This window comes from Micromonospora thermarum (assembly GCF_012034245.1).
Taxonomy (GTDB): Bacteria; Actinomycetota; Actinomycetes; order Mycobacteriales; family Micromonosporaceae; genus Micromonospora; species Micromonospora thermarum.
This window is the reverse complement of sequence record NZ_JAATEO010000027.1, coordinates 57,432-77,699: the sequence shown is the minus strand read 5'-3', so window position 1 is coordinate 77,699 and position 20,268 is coordinate 57,432. Positions and strand designations below refer to the sequence as shown.

The 20,268-nt window shown below is 72.9% G+C and carries 21 protein-coding genes; 11 read left to right on the top strand and 10 right to left on the bottom strand.

Annotated features, from left to right (window positions below):
- Positions 1-13: 13 nt before the first annotated feature.
- On the bottom strand, positions 14-271 hold the full coding sequence (locus HCJ94_RS22660; RefSeq protein ID WP_168003054.1) for a hypothetical protein: 258 nt from the start codon (positions 269-271) through the stop codon (positions 14-16).
- 27 nt (positions 272-298) lie between these two features.
- Between HCJ94_RS22660 and HCJ94_RS22655 the strand changes: the two genes are divergently transcribed.
- From HCJ94_RS22655 to HCJ94_RS22645, 3 genes are all read left to right on the top strand, one after another.
- Positions 299-640, top strand: a complete 342-nt coding sequence (locus HCJ94_RS22655; RefSeq protein ID WP_168003053.1) for an antibiotic biosynthesis monooxygenase family protein — start codon at positions 299-301, stop codon at positions 638-640.
- 24 nt (positions 641-664) lie between these two features.
- Positions 665-1,243 carry an Rv0361 family membrane protein gene (locus HCJ94_RS22650; RefSeq protein WP_205801724.1) on the top strand — a complete coding sequence of 193 codons (579 nt, stop codon included), beginning with the start codon at positions 665-667 and terminating at the stop codon, positions 1,241-1,243.
- A 114-nt stretch (positions 1,244-1,357) separates the two neighbouring features.
- Positions 1,358-2,737 carry a glycine--tRNA ligase gene (locus HCJ94_RS22645; RefSeq protein WP_168003052.1) on the top strand — a complete coding sequence of 460 codons (1,380 nt, stop codon included), beginning with the start codon at positions 1,358-1,360 and terminating at the stop codon, positions 2,735-2,737.
- A 54-nt stretch (positions 2,738-2,791) separates the two neighbouring features.
- Here HCJ94_RS22645 and HCJ94_RS22640 read toward each other — a convergent pair whose 3' ends face one another.
- Complete coding sequence (locus HCJ94_RS22640) at positions 2,792-3,757, bottom strand: type IV toxin-antitoxin system AbiEi family antitoxin domain-containing protein (protein WP_168003051.1); 966 nt, start codon at positions 3,755-3,757, stop codon at positions 2,792-2,794.
- Between the two features lie 177 nt (positions 3,758-3,934).
- On the opposite strand from HCJ94_RS22640, the gene dusB reads away from it, so the two are divergent.
- On the top strand, positions 3,935-5,107 hold the full coding sequence (dusB, locus tag HCJ94_RS22635) for a tRNA dihydrouridine synthase DusB (RefSeq protein WP_168003050.1): 1,173 nt from the start codon (positions 3,935-3,937) through the stop codon (positions 5,105-5,107).
- A 162-nt stretch (positions 5,108-5,269) separates the two neighbouring features.
- Here the strand turns inward: dusB and HCJ94_RS22630 are convergent, their stop codons facing one another.
- Both HCJ94_RS22630 and HCJ94_RS22625 read right to left on the bottom strand, forming a co-directional pair.
- Positions 5,270-5,941 (bottom strand): C39 family peptidase, encoded by a 672-nt coding sequence (locus tag HCJ94_RS22630; protein WP_168003049.1) that lies wholly within the window; start codon positions 5,939-5,941, stop codon positions 5,270-5,272.
- Positions 5,942-6,284: 343 nt separating this feature from the next.
- On the bottom strand, positions 6,285-8,012 hold the full coding sequence (locus tag HCJ94_RS22625; protein WP_309227387.1) for a beta-N-acetylhexosaminidase: 1,728 nt from the start codon (positions 8,010-8,012) through the stop codon (positions 6,285-6,287).
- Between the two features lie 315 nt (positions 8,013-8,327).
- On the opposite strand from HCJ94_RS22625, the gene ppdK reads away from it, so the two are divergent.
- Entirely contained in the window at positions 8,328-11,036 is a 2,709-nt protein-coding gene (gene ppdK / locus HCJ94_RS22620) for a pyruvate, phosphate dikinase (RefSeq protein ID WP_168003047.1), read from the top strand.
- 50 nt (positions 11,037-11,086) lie between these two features.
- Here ppdK and HCJ94_RS22615 read toward each other — a convergent pair whose 3' ends face one another.
- On the bottom strand, positions 11,087-11,548 hold the full coding sequence (locus tag HCJ94_RS22615) for a roadblock/LC7 domain-containing protein (protein WP_205801733.1): 462 nt from the start codon (positions 11,546-11,548) through the stop codon (positions 11,087-11,089).
- 212 nt (positions 11,549-11,760) lie between these two features.
- Here HCJ94_RS22615 and HCJ94_RS22610 point away from each other — a divergent pair, with 212 nt between their 5' ends.
- The 3 genes from HCJ94_RS22610 to HCJ94_RS22600 are packed head-to-tail and all read left to right on the top strand — an operon-like array spanning position 11,761 to position 14,230.
- Positions 11,761-12,114: a VOC family protein gene (locus HCJ94_RS22610; RefSeq protein ID WP_168003045.1), complete on the top strand. Its 354-nt coding sequence runs from the start codon at positions 11,761-11,763 to the stop codon at positions 12,112-12,114.
- The gene (locus HCJ94_RS22605) at positions 12,111-13,379 is read left to right on the top strand and encodes a deoxyguanosinetriphosphate triphosphohydrolase (protein WP_168003044.1); all 1,269 of its coding nucleotides are present in this window, start codon (positions 12,111-12,113) and stop codon (positions 13,377-13,379) included. The genes HCJ94_RS22610 and HCJ94_RS22605 overlap by 4 nt, the downstream gene beginning before the upstream one ends.
- A 14-nt stretch (positions 13,380-13,393) precedes the next feature.
- Positions 13,394-14,230 carry a siderophore-interacting protein gene (locus tag HCJ94_RS22600; protein ID WP_168003043.1) on the top strand — a complete coding sequence of 279 codons (837 nt, stop codon included), beginning with the start codon at positions 13,394-13,396 and terminating at the stop codon, positions 14,228-14,230.
- Between the two features lie 42 nt (positions 14,231-14,272).
- Here the strand turns inward: HCJ94_RS22600 and HCJ94_RS22595 are convergent, their stop codons facing one another.
- The gene (locus tag HCJ94_RS22595; RefSeq protein ID WP_168003042.1) at positions 14,273-15,004 is read right to left on the bottom strand and encodes a hypothetical protein; all 732 of its coding nucleotides are present in this window, start codon (positions 15,002-15,004) and stop codon (positions 14,273-14,275) included.
- A gap of 190 nt (positions 15,005-15,194) precedes the next feature.
- Between HCJ94_RS22595 and dnaG the strand changes: the two genes are divergently transcribed.
- From dnaG to HCJ94_RS22580, 3 genes are all read left to right on the top strand, one after another.
- Positions 15,195-17,090: a DNA primase gene (gene dnaG / locus HCJ94_RS22590; protein ID WP_168003041.1), complete on the top strand. Its 1,896-nt coding sequence runs from the start codon at positions 15,195-15,197 to the stop codon at positions 17,088-17,090.
- A 3-nt stretch (positions 17,091-17,093) separates the two neighbouring features.
- Positions 17,094-17,630: a hypothetical protein gene (locus HCJ94_RS22585; protein WP_168003040.1), complete on the top strand. Its 537-nt coding sequence runs from the start codon at positions 17,094-17,096 to the stop codon at positions 17,628-17,630.
- Positions 17,631-17,710: 80 nt separating this feature from the next.
- A complete protein-coding gene (locus HCJ94_RS22580; RefSeq protein ID WP_168003039.1) occupies positions 17,711-18,643 on the top strand; it encodes an ABC transporter ATP-binding protein in 933 nt (310 codons plus the stop codon).
- Between the two features lie 169 nt (positions 18,644-18,812).
- On the opposite strand, the gene HCJ94_RS22575 is transcribed toward HCJ94_RS22580, so the two are convergent.
- The 4 genes from HCJ94_RS22575 to HCJ94_RS22560 form a co-directional block, all read right to left on the bottom strand.
- Positions 18,813-19,151: a hypothetical protein gene (locus HCJ94_RS22575; protein WP_168003038.1), complete on the bottom strand. Its 339-nt coding sequence runs from the start codon at positions 19,149-19,151 to the stop codon at positions 18,813-18,815.
- Positions 19,151-19,462, bottom strand: a complete 312-nt coding sequence (locus tag HCJ94_RS22570; RefSeq protein ID WP_168003037.1) for a PadR family transcriptional regulator — start codon at positions 19,460-19,462, stop codon at positions 19,151-19,153. Before HCJ94_RS22570 ends, HCJ94_RS22575 begins: the two co-directional genes overlap by 1 nt.
- 182 nt (positions 19,463-19,644) lie before the next feature.
- Positions 19,645-19,881, bottom strand: a complete 237-nt coding sequence (locus HCJ94_RS22565) for a flavin reductase (RefSeq protein ID WP_168003036.1) — start codon at positions 19,879-19,881, stop codon at positions 19,645-19,647.
- Positions 19,881-20,108: a hypothetical protein gene (locus tag HCJ94_RS22560; protein ID WP_168003035.1), complete on the bottom strand. Its 228-nt coding sequence runs from the start codon at positions 20,106-20,108 to the stop codon at positions 19,881-19,883. Before HCJ94_RS22560 ends, HCJ94_RS22565 begins: the two co-directional genes overlap by 1 nt.
- Positions 20,109-20,268: the final 160 nt, after the last annotated feature.

Genomic DNA, 20,268 nt, shown 5'->3' with positions numbered 1-20,268 from the left:
GCATGAGTGCATGTCAGAGCAGCTTCACCAGGCCCGCCGTCACCAGCAGCGTCAGCACCAGCAGCCGGATCACCCGGGTCGGCGGCGTCTGCACCGCCCACGTGGTGACCAGCAGCGCGGCGACGCCCGCCGCGAGCGCCAGCGTGAACAGCCCGCCGACCACGCCCGGGGTGAAGAACGCGACCAGCACCAGCACCAGCGTGATCAGGAACACCGTCGTCGGGTTCGCCCGGGCCAACCGGGCCGCCAACCCGCTCTGCGTACGCTGCATCCCACAGACTCTACGAGGAGGAACCCGGTGCTGGTGACCAACCGGTTCGTGGTCGAGGTCGATGTCGCCGACGACTTCACCGCCCGGGCGCACGCCGCCCTCGCCGCGCTCGCCGCCCGCCCCGGGTACCTGCGCGGCCAGTTGGTCCGCGCCCTCGACGACCCGCGGCACTGGTGCCTGCTCACCGAGTGGGAGTCGGTCGGCACCTACCGGCGCGCGCTCGGCGACTTCGACGTCAAGGTCACCGCGATCCCGCTGCTCACCGAATCGGTGGACGAGCCGTCCGCGTACGAGGCGCTGGCCAGCGCCGCGCCCGGCGGCGAGGTGGTGGTGGCGGCGAGTGATCGGTCCGCCGGTCCTTACCGGTGAGCCCGCAAGCACTACATTGATCTCATGACCGCTCCCGGACCGGCTGCCTCCTCGCCGTACCCCTCGGTGCCCGGGCAGGAGGGCAGCGCGCACCCGCCGGCTGTGCCCGGCCCGCCGGCGCACCCGGAGGTCCCCACCCCGCCGGCCGGTCCCGGTGTCGCGCCGCCGTTCGCCGCACCCCCCACCGAGGGGCGGAACACCCGGCTCTGGCTGGGGCTCGGTGCCGGCGCGCTCGCCCTGCTGCTGTGCTGCGGCGGCGGGGGCGCGGCCGTGATCGGGCTCGCGGTGACCGGGGTGCAGGCGATCGACGAGCAGGGGCGCGCGGTCTCCACCGACTACTACCAGGCGCTCGTCGAGCGGAAGTACGGCGCCGCCTACGACCAGTTGTGCGACGCGGCCCAGCGGCGGGAGTCGCGGCGGGAGTTCGAGCGGCGCGTGGCCGACGAGCCGCAGGTCGCGTCCTTCCGCGTCGGCGACGTCGACCCGAACACGCTGACCGTGCCCGTCGACGTGACCTTCACCGGCGGCGACCGCGACCGCCAGCAGGTGACCCTCGAACAGGACCGGCAGACCGGCGAGCTGGAGGTGTGCGGGGTCAGCTGACCCGCCCCCGGTATTCTGCTGGGCTCGGGACGTCCCTGGTCGTACCGTTGTCCCGAACTGAACCGTTGCATCCCACCGTGTCCCCGCCGACCTCCAGCCGGCGTAGGAGGAAACATGCCAGCCGACCGTATCGACGCCGTTGTCAGCCTCGCCAAGCGCCGAGGCTTCGTCTTCCCCTCCAGTGAGATCTACGGGGGCACCCGCTCGGCGTGGGACTACGGTCCGCTCGGCGTGGAGCTGAAGGAGAACGTCCGCCGGCAGTGGTGGAAGACCATGGTCCAGCAGCGGGACGACGTCGTGGGCCTCGACTCCGCGGTGATCCTGGCCCGGGACGTCTGGGCCGCCTCCGGCCACCTGGAAGCGTTCGTCGACCCGCTGACCGAGTGCCAGTTCTGCCACAAGCGCTTCCGGGCCGACCACCTGGAGGAGGCGTACGAGGCGAAGCACGGCCGCCCGCCGACCTCGCTGGCCGAGATCAACTGCCCCAACTGCGGCAACAAGGGCACCTTCACCGAGCCGAGGATGTTCAACGGCCTGATGAAGACCTACCTCGGTCCGGTGGAGAGCGACGAGGGCCTGCACTACCTGCGCCCGGAGACCGCGCAGGGCATCTTCGTCAACTACCGGAACGTCGAGACGGTGGCCCGCAAGAAGCCGCCGTTCGGCATCGCCCAGACCGGCAAGTCGTTCCGCAACGAGATCACGCCGGGCAACTTCATCTTCCGTACGCGGGAGTTCGAGCAGATGGAGATGGAGTTCTTCGTCGAGCCGGGCACCGACGAGGGGTGGCACGAGTACTGGCTCCAGGAGCGCTGGAACTGGTACATCGACCTCGGCCTGTCCGAGACCAACCTGCGCTTCTACGAGCACCCGAAGGAGAAGCTCTCCCACTACTCGAAGCGCACGGTGGACATCGAGTACCGGTTCCAGTTCGGTGGCACGGAGTTCGCCGAGCTCGAGGGCATCGCCAACCGCACCGACTTCGACCTGTCCACGCACAGCAAGCACTCCGGCGTCGACCTGTCCTACTTCGACCAGACGAAGCAGGAGCGCTGGATCCCGTACGTCATCGAGCCGGCCGCCGGCCTCACCCGCGCGGTGCTGGCGTTCCTGCTGGAGGCGTACGACGAGGACGAGGCGCCCAACACCAAGGGCGGCGTCGACAAGCGCACCGTGATGCGCTTCGACCCGCGCCTGGCCCCGGTCAAGGTGGCGGTCCTGCCGCTGTCCCGCAACGAGGCGCTGTCGCCCAAGGCGAAGGACCTCGCGGCGCAGCTGCGCAAGCGCTGGGTCGTGGAGTTCGACGACTCGCAGGCCATCGGCCGCCGCTACCGCCGCCAGGACGAGATCGGCACCCCGTTCTGCGTGACGGTCGACTTCGACACGCTGGACGACAACGCCGTGACCGTGCGGAACCGGGACACCATGGCCCAGGAGCGGGTCTCCCTGGACCAGGTCGAGCGCTACCTCATCGAGCGCCTCCCCGGCTGCTGAGCTGCTCAAGGAAGGGCCCCTTCTTAACGCCTGGCGTAGAGAAGGGGCCCCTTCTTAACACCCACCCACCGCCGGCTCGGCTCGGATCCCGGTAGCGGTGCCCAGCCCATGACGCGCCGCGCACGCGTCCTCGACCGTGCGGCGTACCCGTCCCGGCTCGCGCCGAATCTGCGCGGGGGTGAAGTGCAGAACGAGCACGCCCTGCCGGCTCAGCTGGTTGTGTCGGTCCAACGTCCGCGCCCAGTCCTCGGGACTGATGTGGTACTCCCGAGAATCGACCTCCAACGCCACCGCGACGTCCCGAAGGTACCCGTCCGGAGTCGGCAGTCGCGCGCCGTTGGCCGCCCACAGCGTTGGGTTCCACAGCACCTCCGGCAGCAGTCGGCTCCCGGCCAGGCACTCGCGCAGCTCTGTTTCCGGAGCCGAGCGGGTGCCGTCCGCGATCTCAGCGAAGGCCTTGCGGATCAGCGCGGTCCGGCTGCGCCGGGCCCGGCGGATTTCCTCGTCCAGGCTCACGAGGTCGGTGAATCCCCGCTGAACGGCCTCGGCCACGGTCGCTCGTACCGGCCGCAGCTGACGCAGGTCCCGGGCGGCGTCCACGACCGCCCGGGCCGGTGAGCAGACCGGGTAGAGGGCCGTCCGCCGGGCCCGGTGATCCAGCTGCAAGGCACGCGCTATCACGGCGTGGCCAGCCGATCGGCGCCGCATGTGGTGAGGCAGGATCAGGTGTACGTCAGTTGAACGAGGGCTGTACCGGAAGCCGTACCACATCAGGGCCGCCAAGCCGGTGAGCTGCGCATCCGGACCGGCGTAGAGCGCTGCGGAGATCCGTCGCTGCTCCTCAGTCAGGGTGCCGGTCACCAGCGCGTACGTCGCCGGCAGCACTCGCTGCCACAGGCCGCGCCGGGTCTGCCGGTACAGATACATGTCGTCGAACCCGGCGGCCAGGAGCTGAGTGCGCGTGACGATCTGCTGTTGGCGCTCGGCCAGGTCGACGAGTTCGGGTGGGTGTTCACGCATGCATCGCAGGATGCGTTGCCGGCTGTCCTCTTTCTGCACGTGCGACCGGATCTGTGGACAGCCGGCGGTCCTGTGGACAACTGCCGGCGGCGCGCCGGTTGTGATATGCGTCGTGTTAAGAAGGGGCCCCAGCTCTACCGAAGACGTTAAGAAGGGGCCCTTCCTTACACTTGTGCGGTGACCACGACGACCGCTCCCGTGCTGCGCCCGTTGACGATCGGGCGGCACCAGGCGTGGCCGCCGGTGGTGCTGGCGCCGATGGCCGGCATCACCAACGTCGGGTTCCGCCAGCTCTGCCGTGAGCAGGGTGGCGGCATCTACGTGTGCGAAATGATCACGACCGTGGCGTTGGTCGAGCGCAACCCGAAGACGCTGCGCATGATCGCCTTCGGGGAGGACGAGTCGCCCCGCAGCCTCCAGCTCTACGGCACCGACCCGGAGATCACCGCCGCCGCCGTGCGGATCGTCGTCGAGAAGGATCTCGCCGACCACATCGACCTCAACTTCGGCTGCCCGGTCCCCAAGGTCACCCGCAAGGGCGGCGGCTCCGCGCTGCCGTGGCGGCGCCGGCTCTTCGCCCGCCTCGTCAAGGCCGCGGTGGACGCCGCGTCGCCCGCCGGGGTGCCGGTCACGGTCAAGATGCGCAAGGGCATCGACGACGACCACCTGACGTACGTCGAGGCCGGCCTCGCCGCCCAGGACGCCGGTGTCGCGGCGGTGGCGCTGCACGGGCGTACGGCGGCGCAGCGCTACTCGGGCACCGCCGACTGGGACGCGATCGCCACGCTGAAGGCGGCCCTCGACGTGCCGGTGCTCGGCAACGGCGACATCTGGGAGGCCGACGACGCGCTGCGGATGGTGGCGCACACCGGCGTCGACGGGGTCGTCGTGGGCCGCGGTTGCCTCGGCCGCCCATGGCTCTTCGCCGACCTTGAGGCCGCGTTCAACGGCTCACCGGAGCGGCGGCTGCCGACGCTGGGCGAGGTCGCGGCGACGATGCGGCGGCACGCCGAGCTGCTGGTCGAGCAGTTCACCGTCGGCGCCCGCAACGCGGCGCGCGGCGAGCGGGACGGCTGCACGGACTTCCGCAAGCACGTCGCCTGGTACCTGAAGGGGTTCCCGGTCGGCAGCGAGCTGCGCCGGTCCCTCGCCATGATCGAGAGCCTGGCCCAGCTCGACGACCTGCTCGGCAAACTCGACCCGGCCGTGCCGTTCCCGGTGGAGACGCTCGGCCAGCCGCGTGGCCGCACCAACTCGCCGGGCAAGGTCTTCCTCCCCGACGGCTGGCTGGCCAGCCGCGACGACGACACCGTCCCCGAGGGCGCCGAGCTGGACGACTCCGGCGGCTGACCCCGGTTCGCCCGCCTCGGACGGTGCCTGACTTCGGGGACGTTGTCCCCTCCATCCGGCGCCGAGGCAGCAACTTCCCCGACACTGTCGCCTGGCTCGTGCACGTCTTCGTAGGGACGACGAAGGGCCGGCCCCGGTGGGGGCCGGCCCTTCGCCGGTGTGTCAGGAGGTGCTGTAGCCGCGGGTGGCGATCCAGTCCGCGAGCGCCTCGGTGCTCATCCAGTACGAGGCGGTGTCCGGGTTGGCCGAGTCGGCGATCTTCACCTGCTTGGCCCCGTCGCGGTAGCCCACCACGCTGATGTAGTGGCCGCCCTCGAAGGAGTGCATACCGCCCTCGGTGTCGGTCGCGGTGCCGGCGATGTTCGCCACCACGGCACGGCCCTCGTCGACGGTGCGCTTGACGTCCTTGCGCAGCTTGTGGGTCTGCTTCTCGTCGGCCTTGCGGTCGGAGATCTCGACGCTGCGGTAGACGTCCTTGCCGGTCTCCTTGTTCAGCACCGGGGTGATGTCGTGGATGGAGTCGGTGCCGGCCTCGGTGGTGCCCATCCGCTCGGCCATGGCGTCGACGTCGACCGCCTTGCCCTGAACGGACAGGGCGTTCCGGGTCGCGGCCGGGCCGCAGTAGTAGAAGTTCGGCTGAGCCTGGTAGTCCACGGCCAGCTCGCGGTCGCCCTTGAGCTCGCCCATGAAGTCGCCCGTGCGCTCGGCCTGGCTGGCGGCCGGCTTGTCGTCGGCGTACGCGGTGGGGATCACGCCGGTGATCACGCCACCGGTCACCGCGAGACCGGCGGCGGCCAGGACGGCCTTCCGGGTACGCAGGAAATCGGTACGCATGATGATCGAAGCCTTTCGCTCGGGGGTGACGCGCGGCGGGCAAGGGGATGCACGTCGCCGGCGTTCTCACGGAGCCCGGTGTCACCCGGGCCGTACGCCCGGCTGCGCTCGGGCGTCCGAAGATGTAGCCGTCCACGGTCGCGGGCCATTCCGGCCGGCGGTGCGGGACCGGTAGGGCGCGGGGGCCCTGGTCACGGTATGTACAACGACCCGGCCGGCCCGCCGATTCCGTCCCCCGGGTGGCCCCGGCCACCGGACGTGGCCGCCGAAACCGGTCAGTCGGGCACGGCGGAGACATGGCCGACGTCCGGTGTCGGGCGGCGGCGCACAGATCCGTCTCGGCTCAGGCGGTTGTGGTGGGCGTACCGACCTGCGCCGGGATGTGTGCGGTGGCGGGTTCGTCCGCGGGCCAGGGGACCTCCGGGGCCCGGTGGAAGGTGATCCCCGCCGCCGTCCACCGCCGGCCCTGCCCGGCGAGCCGCTCGCGGAACGCCGTCCAGTCGTGCGTGGCGCGCGGTGACCAGCCCAGCTCGGCCACGGCGGGCAGCCGGGGCAGGAGCATGAACTCGATCTCCGCCAGCGAGGTGACCGACTCGGTCCAGAGCGGGGCCTCGACGCCGAGCACCGCCTCCGCCGGCACGTCGGCCACGTGTGTCCCCGGATCCCAGTCGTACGCCCGCCGCACGTCGATCAGGCCCGCCCAGTCGTGCCCGATCGGGGTGTCCGGGGCGTACTTCATGTCCAGGTACACGTGGTTCCCGGGGGAGAGGATCAGCCGGGCGCCGCGGCGTACGGCGTCGGCGGTCACCGGGTCCGCGCCGTCGGTGCCCCACCACTGGAGGACCCGGCCGTCGGCGTGGGCCGCCGGGGCGAGCTGGTGCCAGCCCACCACGGTCTTGCCGAGGCCCGCCACGATGCGCTGCGCGCGCTCGACGAACCCGGTGTACGCCGTCCCCTTGACCTTGAAGGCCTCGTCCCCGCCCACGTGCAGGAGCGGGCCGGGGGTGAGGGCCGCGACCTCGCCGAGGACGTCGGCGACGAAGTCGTACGTCCGCTCGTTGGCCGGGTCGACGTAGCTGAAGCCGACCTCGGTGCCGGTGTACGGCGGCGGCGCGACCCCGTCGGGGGCGAGTTCCGGGTACGCGGTCAGTGCGGCGTTGGTGTGCCCCGGCAGGTCGATCTCCGGGACGACGGTGATGTGCCGTTGCGCCGCGTACGCGACGATGCGCCGGTAGTCGGCCTTCGTGTACCACCCGCCGGGGGCGTCGCCGACCGCCGTCGCCCCGCCGACCGTCGCCAGCCGGGGCCAGGAGTCGACCGCGATCCGCCAGCCCTGGTCGTCGGTGAGGTGCAGGTGCAGGTGGTTGAGCTTGTACCGGGCCAGGTGGTCGATCACCCGCAGCACGGCGTCCACGCCGAAGAAGTGCCGGGCGACGTCGAGCATCGCGCCCCGGTACGCGAACCGGGGCCGGTCGGTGATCGACCCGCCGGGCAGCGCCCAGCGTTCCGCCACCGGCGTCGGGTTCTCGATCGCCGCCGGGAAGAGCTGCCGGAGGGTCTGCACGCCGTGCAGCAGCCCGGCCGGGGTGGTGGCGCCGATCCGGACGCCGGCCGGTGTCACGTCCAGACGGTAGCCCTCGGGGCCGAGGCCGGGGTCGTCGTCGAGCACCAACGCGATGCCGCCGGCCGGTTCCGGGCGGGCCGCGTCGGTGACCGGCAGCGGGTAGCCCGTGGCGGGCCGCAGCAGCGCGGCCAGTTGCTCGCCGACGGCCAGGGCGCCGGCGTCGGTGCTGACCCGGATCGCCGCCTCGGGGAGGAGGGTGAAGTCCGCCGCCGGGTCGGGCGTCACCTGCTCGGGGGCCGGCACGACGTCGCCCAGCCGGACCGGCGACGGCGGGGCCAGCAGGTCCCCGGCTGCCTGTGCGGCCGCCCGGGCCAGCTCCGGCGCCGCCGGCGCCCGGTCGGCCAGGACGGGCGGCGCGGGGTCGGCGTGGCGGGCGGGCTCGTCGGCGCGGTGCGGCGCGGTCCCGGCGTCCAGCGGGTCCGGGGCGGCGGTGGGGGCGGATGACACGACGACGGCTCCGAGGGGTGTATTCGCGGCTGTTATGGCAAAGGTGACCTTCACCGACATGCGGTGCCGTCAAGAGTACGAGGGAGCCGGCGAATGCGTGATAGTGCGCGTGGAAGCGGTCCCAAAGAACGTCACGAACGCGGATGGTCGTGATAGCTGTGCCTATTGTCACCGAACGGTCCCAGGCCACTCGATGTTCGCTTAACCTTCGCCCACCGATCGGCATGTGCCCCGGGATTACCGGTGGCCGGCTCCGGGGTATGTGGCAGCTGAACCTTCGTTAAGTGTCAATTCCGGCGCGCGTGGGAGGCTCTGGTGGCAGCGCAAGAGACGGTCGATCACAAGTACGTCTACGACTTCGCCGAGGGCAACAAGGATCAGAAGGACCTGCTCGGGGGCAAGGGCGCCAACCTTGCCGAGATGACCAACCTCGGCCTGCCCGTGCCGCCGGGCTTCACGATCACCACCGAGGCGTGCAAGGCGTACCTCGCCACCGGTGAGGAGCCCGCCGGGCTGGCCGACCAGATCAGCGCCCGCGTCGGGGCGCTGGAGGCGGCGATGGGCCGGAAGCTCGGCGACCCGGAGGACCCGCTGCTGGTCTCGGTACGCTCCGGCGCCAAGTTCTCGATGCCCGGCATGATGGAGACCGTCCTCAACGTCGGCCTCAACGACCGCAGCGTCGTGGGCCTGTCCGCCCAGGCCGGCGGCAACGACCGCTTCGCCTGGGACTCGTACCGCCGCCTGATCCAGATGTTCGGCAAGACCGTCTGCGACGTGCCGGGCGAGGAGTTCGAGCACGCCCTCGACGACGCCAAGCGCGCCAAGGGCACCACCAACGACCTCGACCTGGACGCCGACGACCTGCGCGGCCTGGTCGACGCGTACAAGAAGATCTTCAGCAAGCACACCGGCCGGGAGTTCCCGCAGGACCCGCGCGAGCAGCTCGACCTCGCGATCAAGGCGGTCTTCGAGTCGTGGAACGCCGAGCGGGCGGTGATCTACCGCCGCCAGGAGCGCATCCCCGCCGACCTCGGCACCGCCGTGAACGTGGTCGCGATGGTCTTCGGCAACCTCGGAGCGGACTCCGGCACCGGTGTCGCCTTCACCCGCGACCCGGCCAGCGGTGCGCAGGGCATCTACGGCGACTACCTCGCGAACGCGCAGGGCGAGGACGTGGTCGCCGGCATCCGCAACACCGTGCCGCTGCAGGAGCTGGAGCGGATCGACAAGAAGTCGTACGACGAGCTGCTCGACTACATGGCCCGCCTCGAGGGGCACTACAAGGACCTCTGCGACATCGAGTTCACCATCGAGCGCGGCAAGCTGTGGATGCTCCAGACGCGCGTCGGCAAGCGCACCGCCGCGGCCGCGTTCGTCATCGCCGGGCAGCTCGTCGACGAGGGCCTCATCGACCTGGACGAGGCGCTGCACCGGGTCAACGGTGCCCAGCTCGCGCAGCTGATGTTCCCCCGCTTCAAGCTCGACCACGAGTTCCAGCCCGTCGCCAAGGGCATCGGCGCCTCCCCGGGCGCCGCCGTCGGCAAGGTGGTCTTCACCTCCGCCCGGGCCGTGGAGCTGGCCGGCGAGGGCGAGCAGGTGATCCTGGTCCGCCGGGAGACCAACCCGGACGACCTCAACGGCATGATCGCCGCGCAGGGCATCCTCACCTCCCGCGGCGGCAAGACCAGCCACGCCGCGGTGGTCGCCCGCGGCATGGGCAAGACCTGCGTCTCCGGCGCCGACGAGCTGGACATCGACATCCCGGGGCGGAAGTTCACCGTCGCCGGGCAGACCGTCCGCGAGGGCGACGTCGTGTCGATCGACGGCACCACCGGCAAGGTCTACCTCGGCGAGGTGCCGGTCATGCCGTCCGAGGTGGTGCAGTACTTCGAGGGCGAGCTGGACCCGGAGCAGACCGACGACGCGCTGGTCAAGGCCGTACACCGGATCATGACGCACGCGGACGCCAAGCGGCGGCTCGCGGTCCGGACGAACGCCGACACCGGCGCGGACGCCGCGCGGGCGCGGCGCTTCGGCGGCGAGGGCATCGGGCTCTGCCGCACCGAGCACATGTTCCTCGGGGACCGGCGGGAGCTGGTCGAGAAGCTGATCCTGGCCCGCACCGATGACGAGCGGGACTCGGCGCTGGCCGCGCTGCTGCCGTTGCAGCGGGCCGACTTCGAGGAGATCTTCCGCGAGATGGACGGCCTGCCGGTCACCGTCCGGCTCATCGACCCGCCGCTGCACGAGTTCCTGCCTCCGCTGGAGCAGCTCGCGGTGAACGTCGCCGTTGCCCAGGAGCGCGGCGAGGACGTGGCGAAGGAGGAGGCGCTGCTCGCGGCCGTACGGCGGATGCACGAGGAGAACCCGATGCTGGGCCTGCGCGGCGTCCGCCTCGGCCTGGTCATCCCCGGTCTCTTCGCCATGCAGGTCCGGGCGATCGCGGAGGCCGCGGTCACCGTCACCCGCGCCGGCGCGGTGGCCAAGCCGGAGATCATGGTCCCGCTGGTCGGCGCGGTGCAGGAGCTGGAGACGGTACGCGCCGAGGCCGAGAAGATCATCGCCGAGGTGGTCGGGGACAGCGGCGTCGAGGTGCTGATCGGCACGATGATCGAGGTGCCCCGGGCGGCGCTGACCGCCGGCCAGATCGCCGAGGCGGCGCAGTTCTTCTCCTTCGGCACCAACGACCTGACCCAGATGGCCTGGGGCTTCTCCCGCGACGACGTGGAGGGCGCGTTCTTCTGGCGGTACCTGGAGCTCGGCATCTTCGGCATCTCGCCGTTCGAGTCGATCGACCGGGAGGGCGTGGGCCGGCTGGTGCGCATCGCCGTCGAGGAGGGGCGTGCGGCGCGGCCCGGGCTGAAGCTCGGCGTCTGCGGCGAGCACGGCGGTGACCCCGAGTCGGTGCACTTCTTCCACGAGGTGGGGCTCGACTACGTCTCGTGCTCGCCGTTCCGGGTGCCGGTCGCCCGGCTGGAGGCGGGTCGCGCGGCGGTGGAGACGACCGGCTCCGACAGCCGCTGACGGAGGTACGACGCGATGGCGGGCCCGGGCGCGGGCCCGCCATCGCCGTGTCAGCGGATCGGCGGTCGGCGCCAGGTGTGGTGCGTCGTGCGGCGCGGCAGCGTCCTCGGCGTGAGGTGCGCGAGCGGGGCGTGCGCGTCCGCCGTCGCGGGGCGGGGCCGCGCGTCCAGCGCCGAACCGGCCCGGTGCGCCACCTCCCGGGCCTCGGCGTGCAGCCCCTCCAGGTCGTCGGTGGTGTCGGCGACGAGCGTGAGCAGCGCGTCGCGCCCGGCCGGGTAGGTCACGACGGTGCCGCCCGCGGTGCGGACCAGCGCCTCCTGGAACGCGCCACGCCGCGCCGTGGCCGCGACCCGGCTGGCCACGCCGAAACCGGCCGCGGCGAGAGCCGCCAGGTGGGTGGCGTCCGTCCCGGGGAGGTCGCTGCCGATGACCAGTCCGTCGGTGCCCGCGAGCACCGCGCCGGCCACCTCCGGGCGGCGGCGCCGCAACCGGAGCAGTTCCGTACCCACCATCGTGTCCACGTCCACGAGAGTCCCTCTCTCCGGTCGTCGGGTTGGCCGTTGGTGACGTTCCGCGTCGGGAACGTTACCGCCGGCCCACCTTCGCCCGCTGTCCCGTAACCGTCGGCGATCGGTCGACAACTGCGGACTGAACGGGGGTTGCGACGCGCGGCGCCGACTGTCCGCGCCGCGCCGGTGAATGCCCTGCGGCGTAACCTGTCGGGATGAGCAGCGCCTGGGAGAGCCTCACCGTCGATGCGAGTGACCCGGCCCGACTGGCCCGTTGGTGGGCCGAGGCACTGGGCTACCAGGTGGTCACGGAGAAGCCGGACGAGGTGGAGATCCGGCAGGCGCCCGACCGGTTGCCCGGCATCGTGTTCGTCCCGGTGACGGCGGGCAAGGAGGGCAAGAACCGCCTCCACATCGATCTGCGTCCGGACGACCAGGAGGCGGAGGTCGAGCGGCTGGTGGACATGGGCGCCCGGCACGTCGACGTCGGCCAGGGCGACGTGGGGTGGACGGTGCTGGCCGACCCGGAGGGCAACGAGTTCTGCGTCCTGCGGCAGCGTGGGGGGTGACCAGCCCCGATCCGGACGCGCGGCGGTGGGTCGACGAGCCGCCGAAGGACACCGGGTACGGCCGCACGGCGTACGAGCGGGACCGTGCCCGGGTGCTGCACTCGGCGGCGTTCCGACGGCTCGCCGCCAAGACCCAGGTGCACATGGCCGGCACCGACGACTTCCTCCGGACCCGGTTGACGCACTCCCTGGAGGTCGCCCAGATCGCCCGGGAGATGGGGGCGCGGCTCGGCTGCGACCCGGACGTGGTGGACGTGGCCGGGTTGGCGCACGACCTGGGACACCCGCCGTTCGGGCACAACGGTGAGGAGGCGTTGGACACCCTCGCCGCCCGGTGCGGCGGCTTCGAGGGCAACGCGCAGACGCTGCGCGTCCTCACCCGGCTGGAGGCCAAGGTCATCGGCCCGGACGGCGCCTCCGCCGGGCTGAATCTCACCCGGGCGTCCCTCGACGCGGTGAGCAAGTACCCGTGGGCCCGGCGCCCGGGCGAGCGCAAGTTCGGCGTGTACGCCGACGACCGGCCGGTCTTCGACTGGCTGCGGTCCGGCGTCCCGGACGGTCGGCGCTGCCTGGAGGCGCAGGTGATGGACTGGGCGGACGACGTCGCGTACTCGGTGCACGACGTCGAGGACGGCATCCACGGCGGGTACGTGACGTTGCACCCGCTGCTGGTCGACGCGGACGAGCGGGCCGCGCTCTGTGCCGACGTGGCCGCCACGTACTCCGGCGAGTCCCCGGCCGACCTGGCGGAGGTGCTGGTCGACCTGCTCGCCGACCCGGTGCTCGCGCCCCTGGCGCACTACGACGGAAGCCACCGGGCGCAGGCCGCCCTGAAGGCCACCACCAGCGTGTTGACCGGGCGTTTCGTCTCCGGCGCGGTGGCCGCGACGCAGGAGCGGTTCGGGCCGGGCCCGCACCGCCGCTACGCCGCCGACCTGGTTGTGCCCCGCGAGATCCGCGCGCGGTGCGCCCTGCTCAAGGGCATCGCCCTGCGGTACGTGATGCGCCGCCCCGGTTCCCGGGACCGCTACGAGCGGCAGCGGCGGATCCTCACCGACCTGGTGGACGTCCTGGCCGACCGGGCGCCGGACGTGCTGGACGTGGTCTTCGCGCCGCTGTGGCGGGCGGGACCGGACGACGCGGCCCGGCTCCGTGTGGTGATCGACCAGGTCGCGTCGCTGACCGACCCGGCGGCCGTGGCCTGGCACGCCCGGCTGCTCGACGGGGCGGAGGGGCGACCGCGGTGGGCGGGCCCCGCAACTTAGCTAACCTAACCCGCATGACGGAGCGCCCGAAGAAGGTCACGTCCGCCCGGGTCGTCCGGACCGGGCGGCCGACCCCGCACCTGGTGCGGCTGGTGCTCGGCGGCGACGAGCTGGCCGGCCTGCCGGTGGGCGAGTTCACCGACCACTACATCAAGATCCTCTTCCCGGTGCCCGGGGTGGCGTACCCCGAGCCGATGGATCTGGCGGCGATCCGTCGTGACCTGCCGCCCGCGCACTGGCCCCGGCTGCGCGCGTACACCGTGCGAGCCTTCGACCCGGTCGCGGGCGAACTGACCGTCGACGTCGTGCACCACGGCGACGAGGGGCTCGCCGGGCCCTGGGCGGCCGCGCTGCGCCCCGGCGACCCCGTGCACTTCGTCGGCCCCGGTGGCGCGTACGCCCCCAGCCCGGAGGCCGACTGGCACCTGCTGGTCGGCGAGGAGAGCGCGCTGCCCGCCATCGCCGCGTCGCTGGCCCGGCTGCCGATCGACGCGCCGGCCCACGTGTTCGTCGAGGTGGACGGCCCCGCCGACGAGCAGCCGATGCCGAGCCCGGGCGCGGTGCGGCTGACGTGGCTGCACCGGGGCGACCGCCCGGTGGGCGAGCTGCTGGTCGCGGCCGTCCGGTCGCTGCGGTTCCCACCCGGGGACGTGCACGCCTTCGTGCACGGCGAGGCGACCTTCGTCAAGGAGCTGCGCCGGCTGCTGCGCGTCGAGCGCGGCATCCCCCGCGATCGGCTGTCCATCTCCGGCTACTGGCGCCGAGGCATGGACGACGAGGGCTGGCGGGCCAGCAAGCCGGACTGGAATCGCCAGGTCGAGGTCGAGGAGTCCACCACCCTCGCAGCCTGAGCCGCACCGGCCGCTTACGCCGCCCGCGCCGGCCCGCGCCGGTCAGGGTGCGGTCGCGGGGGACGGGGCCCGCTCGTCGCCGCCCGCCTCCCGGTCGTCCGAGCGCCCGGTCCGCGGCGGTTGCACGGCGAGCGCGGGGCGGGACGTGAGGACCGCGCCGACCCGCGCGGCCGAGCGGGCCACCCGCCGCCGGACGACGCGCAGGTGAAGGGCCGTGGAGGCGGGCAGGACCACCACCGCGGCCATGGCGCCCCACCAGGCCGGTCCCGTCCACGCGGCGACCAGCGCGGCGGCGAAGGCCGCCAGGACGCTGTTGACCAGGCCGATCATGCCCGCCTGGCTGACCAGGTCCCGGAACCAGTGCCGCCGGAAGGGCTCCGGCACGAACGGCCCGGAGTCGTCGAGCGTCGGCAACATCAGGTACGGCGCCACATCGCCCGCCCGGCGGGCGAGATAGGTGCGCAGCACGGTGGCGGCGACCGCGTACCGACGGCCGCGGTCGTTGAGCTCGACCTGACGGGCGAAGACCGAGATCCCCAGCAGCAGCACCAGGACGCCCAGCCCGGCCAGCACCACCGGGCCGAACCGGCCGGCCGGGGTGCCGGTGGTGACCAGCCCGGCCGAGACGGCCGTGGCCGTCGAGGCCACCGCCAGGAAGAACGTGAACCGGGCGGCCGACTGGTCCTGCACGGCCCGGCTCAGCTCTCGCAGGTGCTCGTACTCGGCGAGTGCGACGGTCAGCGGTACGTCCGGCTCGTCCGGTGTCCCACTCATCACTGCCTCCCCGGTGACACACCCGGATCGCCGGGCGGTGGCCTGAGCGACGATACGGGCCGTCCGCAAGGAGGGATGTCCCCGGACCGGGGCGATCCGCCCGGTGGCCCGACGCGACCGTGCCGGACGACAGCGGTGGTCGCCACACGCGGCGTCCCCCGGCGGCGGAACGTCGGCCGGGCAGGGCAGGATGTACGGCGAGGAGGTGGCGGCCATGGCGGGGCGGATCCGGGACGAGGACATCGCGCTGGTCCGCGAGCGCACCTCGATCGCCGACGTCATCTCCGAGACGGTCACCCTCCGGTCGGCCGGCGGCGGCAACCTGAAGGGGCTCTGCCCCTTCCACGACGAGAAGAGCCCGTCGTTCAACGTCTCGCCCGCCCGCAACGTCTGGTACTGCTTCGGCTGCGGCGCCGGCGGCGACGCCATCAAGTTCCTGATGGACGCCGAGCACCTCAGCTTCATCGAGTCCGTCGAGCGGCTCGCCGCGCGCGCCGGCATCCAGCTGCGGTACGTCGAGAGCGACAACTCGGCGCCGCGCTCGCGTCCGCAGCAGGGGCAGAAGCAGCGGCTGGTCGCCGCCCACGCCGCCGCCGTCGAGTTCTACCGGGCCCAGCTCACCACGCCGGGTGCCCGGCCGGCCCGCGAGTTCCTGGCCCGGCGCGGCTTCGACCGGGCCGCCGCCGAGCGGTACGGCTGCGGCTTCGCCCCCGACGGGTGGGACCTGCTCACCAAGCACCTGCGCCAGCAGGGCTTCACCCACGACGAGCTGGTCACCGCCGGGCTGTCCCGGCCGGCGCGCTCGGGAAGCCTGATCGACCGCTTCCGCCGCCGGCTGCTCTGGCCGATCCGCGACCTGACCGGTGACGTGATCGGGTTCGGCGCCCGGAAGCTCTTCGACGACGACGACGGCCCGAAGTACCTGAACACCCCCGAGACTCCGATCTACAAGAAGTCGCATGTCCTCTACGGCATCGACCAGGCCAAACGGGAGATCGCCAAGCAGGGCAAGGTGGTCGTGGTCGAGGGCTACACCGACGTGATGGCCTGCCACCTCGCCGGCGTGCCGACCGCCGTGGCGACCTGCGGCACCTCGTTCGGCGCCGACCACATCGGCGTGCTGCGCCGGCTGCTGCTCGACACCGACGCGGTGGCCGGCGAGATCATCTTCACCTTCGACGGGGACGCGGCCGGCCAGAAGGCGGCGCTGCGCGCGTTCGACGACGACCAGCGCTTCGTCGGGCGTACGTTCATCGCCGTGAGCCCGGACAACATGGACCCGTGCGAGCTGCGCCTGGCCAAGGGTGACCTCGCGGTCCGCGACCTGGTCGCGCGCCGCGAGCCGCTGGTCGACTTCGCGCTGCGGCACGTGATCAGCCGGTACGACCTCGACACCGTCGACGGCCGCGTGGAGGCGATGCGCCGGGCGGCGCCGCTCGTCGCCAAGATCAAGGACCGGGAGAAGCGCCCGGAGTACGTCCGCAAGCTGGCGGGTGACCTCGGCATGGAGATCGAGCCGGTGCAGCGGGCGGTGCTGGCGGCCGCACACGCCCCGCCGCAGGGCCGGGGCGACACCGCCGCGCCGCGTCCCGCCCCCGCCGAGCCGACCGTGGACAGCCCGCAGTCGATGGTCGAGCGGGAGGCGCTGAAGCTGGCCCTCCAGGTGCCGGTGCTCGCCGGGCCGATGTTCGACGCGGTCGAGGCCCCGGCGTACCGGCACCCCGTGCACGTGGCGGTCCGGGCGGCGGTCGCCGCGGCCGGCGGGGCGGCGGCGGCCACCGGCGGCGCGGTCTGGATCGAGTCGGTCCGGGACGCCTGCGACGACCTCGCCGCCAAGGCACTCGTCGGCGAGCTGGCCGTGGAGCCGCTGCGCATCGACGGTGAGCCGGACCCGCGCTACGTCTCGGTCACCATGGCCCGCCTCCAGTGGGGCTCGGTGACCGGCCGGATCCGGGACCTGAAGTCGAAGATCCAGCGGATCAACCCGGTCAGCAACAAGGACGAGTACTTCGCCGCCTTCGGCGAGCTGCTGTCGCTCGAGCAGCACGCCCGGGCGTTGCGCGAACAGGCCGCGGGAGGGCTGTAGAGCATGCCACTGTTCCGTCGCCGGCCGAAGCTGCCGCCCGCCGACCGCCCGCCACTGGCGTCCGACGAGCGCGTGCTCGCCTGGGCCGCCGTCGGCAACGGGGAGGGCGACGGCGTCCTGGTCGCCACCAACCTCGGGCTCTGGCTGCCGGGCCGGGGGCACCGCATCGGGTGGCACGACATCCTCAAGGCGGTCTGGTCCGGGCGGGAACTGACCGTCACCCCCGCCGAGCGCCTCGCCGAGCGCGACGGCTACCTGGTGGTCGCCGACTGTCCCGCCGAGACGTACCTGCTGCTCGACCCCGGGGACCTGCCGCACCAGGTGCGGGCCCGGGTCACCCGTTCGGTGGCGTACACCGAGGCCCACCCGGTGCCCGGGGGAGCGGGCCGGATCGCGGCCCGCCGGGTGCCCGGCGTCGACGGTCTGACCTGGACGGTCCGCTTCGAGCCGGGCACGCCGGCCGACGACCCGGACGTGCTCGCGGAGGCCGACCGCCTGGTCGGGGTCGCCCGGGCGGCGACGGCGCCCCGGGACGCGTGACGCCGACGGCATGGAGCCGGGCGCGCGGGCCGGGCGGTAACTCGGTGGGGAGTGTCGGACCGGGTCGCTAGGGTCGGGGTGTGACCATGGCACAACCACTCATCCAGGCACGGGGGCTGGTGAAGCGGTTCGGCGACTTCACCGCCGTCGACGGCATCGACGTGGAGGTCCGCGCCGGCGAGGCGTTCGGCTTCCTCGGGCCCAACGGCGCCGGCAAGTCGTCCACCATGCGGATGATCGGCTGCATCTCGCCGCCCAGCGGTGGGGAGCTGCGCATCCTCGGCATGGATCCGGTGCGCGGCGGGCCGGCCATCCGCGCCCGCCTCGGCGTCTGCCCCCAGCTCGACAACCTCGATCCCGAGCTGACCGTCCGGGAAAACCTGACGACCTACGCGCGCTACTTCGGCATCCCGCGCCGGGTGGCCCGGGCGCGCGCCGGTGAGCTGCTCGACTTCGTGCAGCTCGCCGAGCGGGCCGACAGCAAGGTGGAGCCGCTCTCCGGCGGCATGAAACGGCGGCTCACCATCGCCCGGGCGCTGGTCAACGAGCCGGAGATCGTGCTGCTCGACGAGCCGACCACCGGCCTCGACCCGCAGGCCCGGCACCTGGTGTGGGAGCGGCTGTTCCGGCTCAAGCAGCAGGGCGTCACGCTGGTGCTGACCACGCACTACATGGACGAGGCCGAGCAGCTCTGCGACCGCCTGGTCGTCATGGACGGCGGACGCATCGTCGCCGAGGGGTCGCCCCGCGCGCTCATCGAGCAGCACTCCACCCGGGAGGTGGTCGAGCTGCGCTTCCCGGCCGAGTCCCAGGAGGCGTTCGCCGGCAAGCTCGACGGGCTGGGGGAGCGGGTCGAGGTGCTGCCCGACCGCATCCTGCTCTACGTCCCCGACGGCGACGCGGCCGTGGCCGAGGTGGCCGCGCTCGGCCTGCACCCGGTCAACGTGCTGGTCCGCCGCAGCAGCCTGGAGGACGTCTTCCTCCACCTCACCGGCCGCACCCTGATCGACTGATCCGCTGGTACGGCGTCCGACCGCGGGCCGGTGAAGTGCAACGGCTCGTTGCCGGCTTGTGCGGCTGAGTTCGGCTCGTGCGGCACGGCCAGCCTGTGCCCTGGGCCCCCGGCTCGGGCTTGGCTCGGCCGTCGGGCCGGTTCGGGCTGGCCGTCGCGCGTGGCGGCTGTCAGCCGGTGAGGAGCACTCCGAGGCCGGCCAGCAGGGCGACACCGAACAGCGCGGCCAGGGTCGCGGCGCGGCGGCGGGCGCCGGTGCCGCCGACGAGTCGCAGGGCAAGGGCGAGCGGGCCGATGGGTTGCATGGCGTGTGATCCCTTCCGATAGACGGCGGCGATCCGCGCGGCGGCGACGGTGGTCCCCACCGCGAGGCGCAGGGGCGACAGGCCGAGTTCGGCGGCTTCCTCCACGTCGGCCCGCCACTGTTCGAGGTAGCGGGCGCGGTGTGGCGTTGGCAGCAGCGCGGCGGCGCAGCGGACCAGCGCCAGTGCGACGGTCAGCTGATCCATCACGCCTCCCGTGGGCGGGTGGACCGGACCGGGCGCGTTTGCGCGGCCGCCCGGGCGCACACCCGCTGCGCTTCCCGGGCACCGTCGGCGGTCAGCACGTACATCCGTCGTCGGGGTCCGCGCCGATCCGTCTCCTCCCAGGAGGACGTGACCCAGCCGTGCCGCTCAAGGCGCTCCAACAGTGGGTAGACGCTGCCGGACGGACGCCCGGTCACCTTGATGATCTCCAAGCCCCAGCGTGGTCGCCCCCCGTCCAGCAGGACGCGTAGCACGTCGACGGTGGCGCCACCGATCCGTCCGAGCGGCTCCATGCCCTTACCCTACCTATGTAGATTAAGCGCGTCCAGGCAGGTGATCGACTTCCTTGATGTCGGGGTGTTGGCCGCACCCCAACACCCCGACATCAAGGAAGTCGAGTTGACCAATCGAAACCGGTCCTGCGTGAGCCGGCCATCGGCCCGGCGGGGCGCACACTCGCCGGCCGGTTGACTGATCACCGGGCGCGGGCCCAGGTCAGGAAACGGTCGTGCAGGTTCGCCGGCACGGCCTGCCCGTTCAGGTCTTCCACGGCCTCGGCCATCAGCGTGCCGAGGTAGATCAGCAGCCCGGTCCGGTTCTCGCGGTACTCGCCGAGCAGCGCCAGCCGGGCCGGCGAGCACGGCCAGGCGGCGCCGCACACCCGGCACCGCCAGGACGGGCGCGCCGCGACGTGCGGGCGGTAGCGGGGCATCAGCGCGGGCCCTCCGGACCGCACGACCACCGGCCGCCGTTCGCCCGCCACTCCTGCGCGCGGGTCAGCCGCCCCGGGCAGCCCGGCCGGTTCATGGGGAAGGCCCGCGTCGGCGCGGTCGCCCACGTCGGGCGTTCGTTCGGCGTACGCCGGGGGAGCTGGCCGGGTGGCGTCGAGACCGGGGTGGGTGGCGTCGGGCGCGCGCAGCGCCAGAACCTGAGTCGCATGGAGCCTCCGTCGAGGTGGGAGGGGAGCGCCCCGGAGCTGCCGGGCCGGGGCGCTCCCGGCCTGGTTCCGCCCGCCGTCCGATCCCGTGAGCGGTTCCGCTGCGTGACAGTCTGTTGGCGACGCCACTACGGTGGGAGGTCCCGCGCGCCGACGACCAGC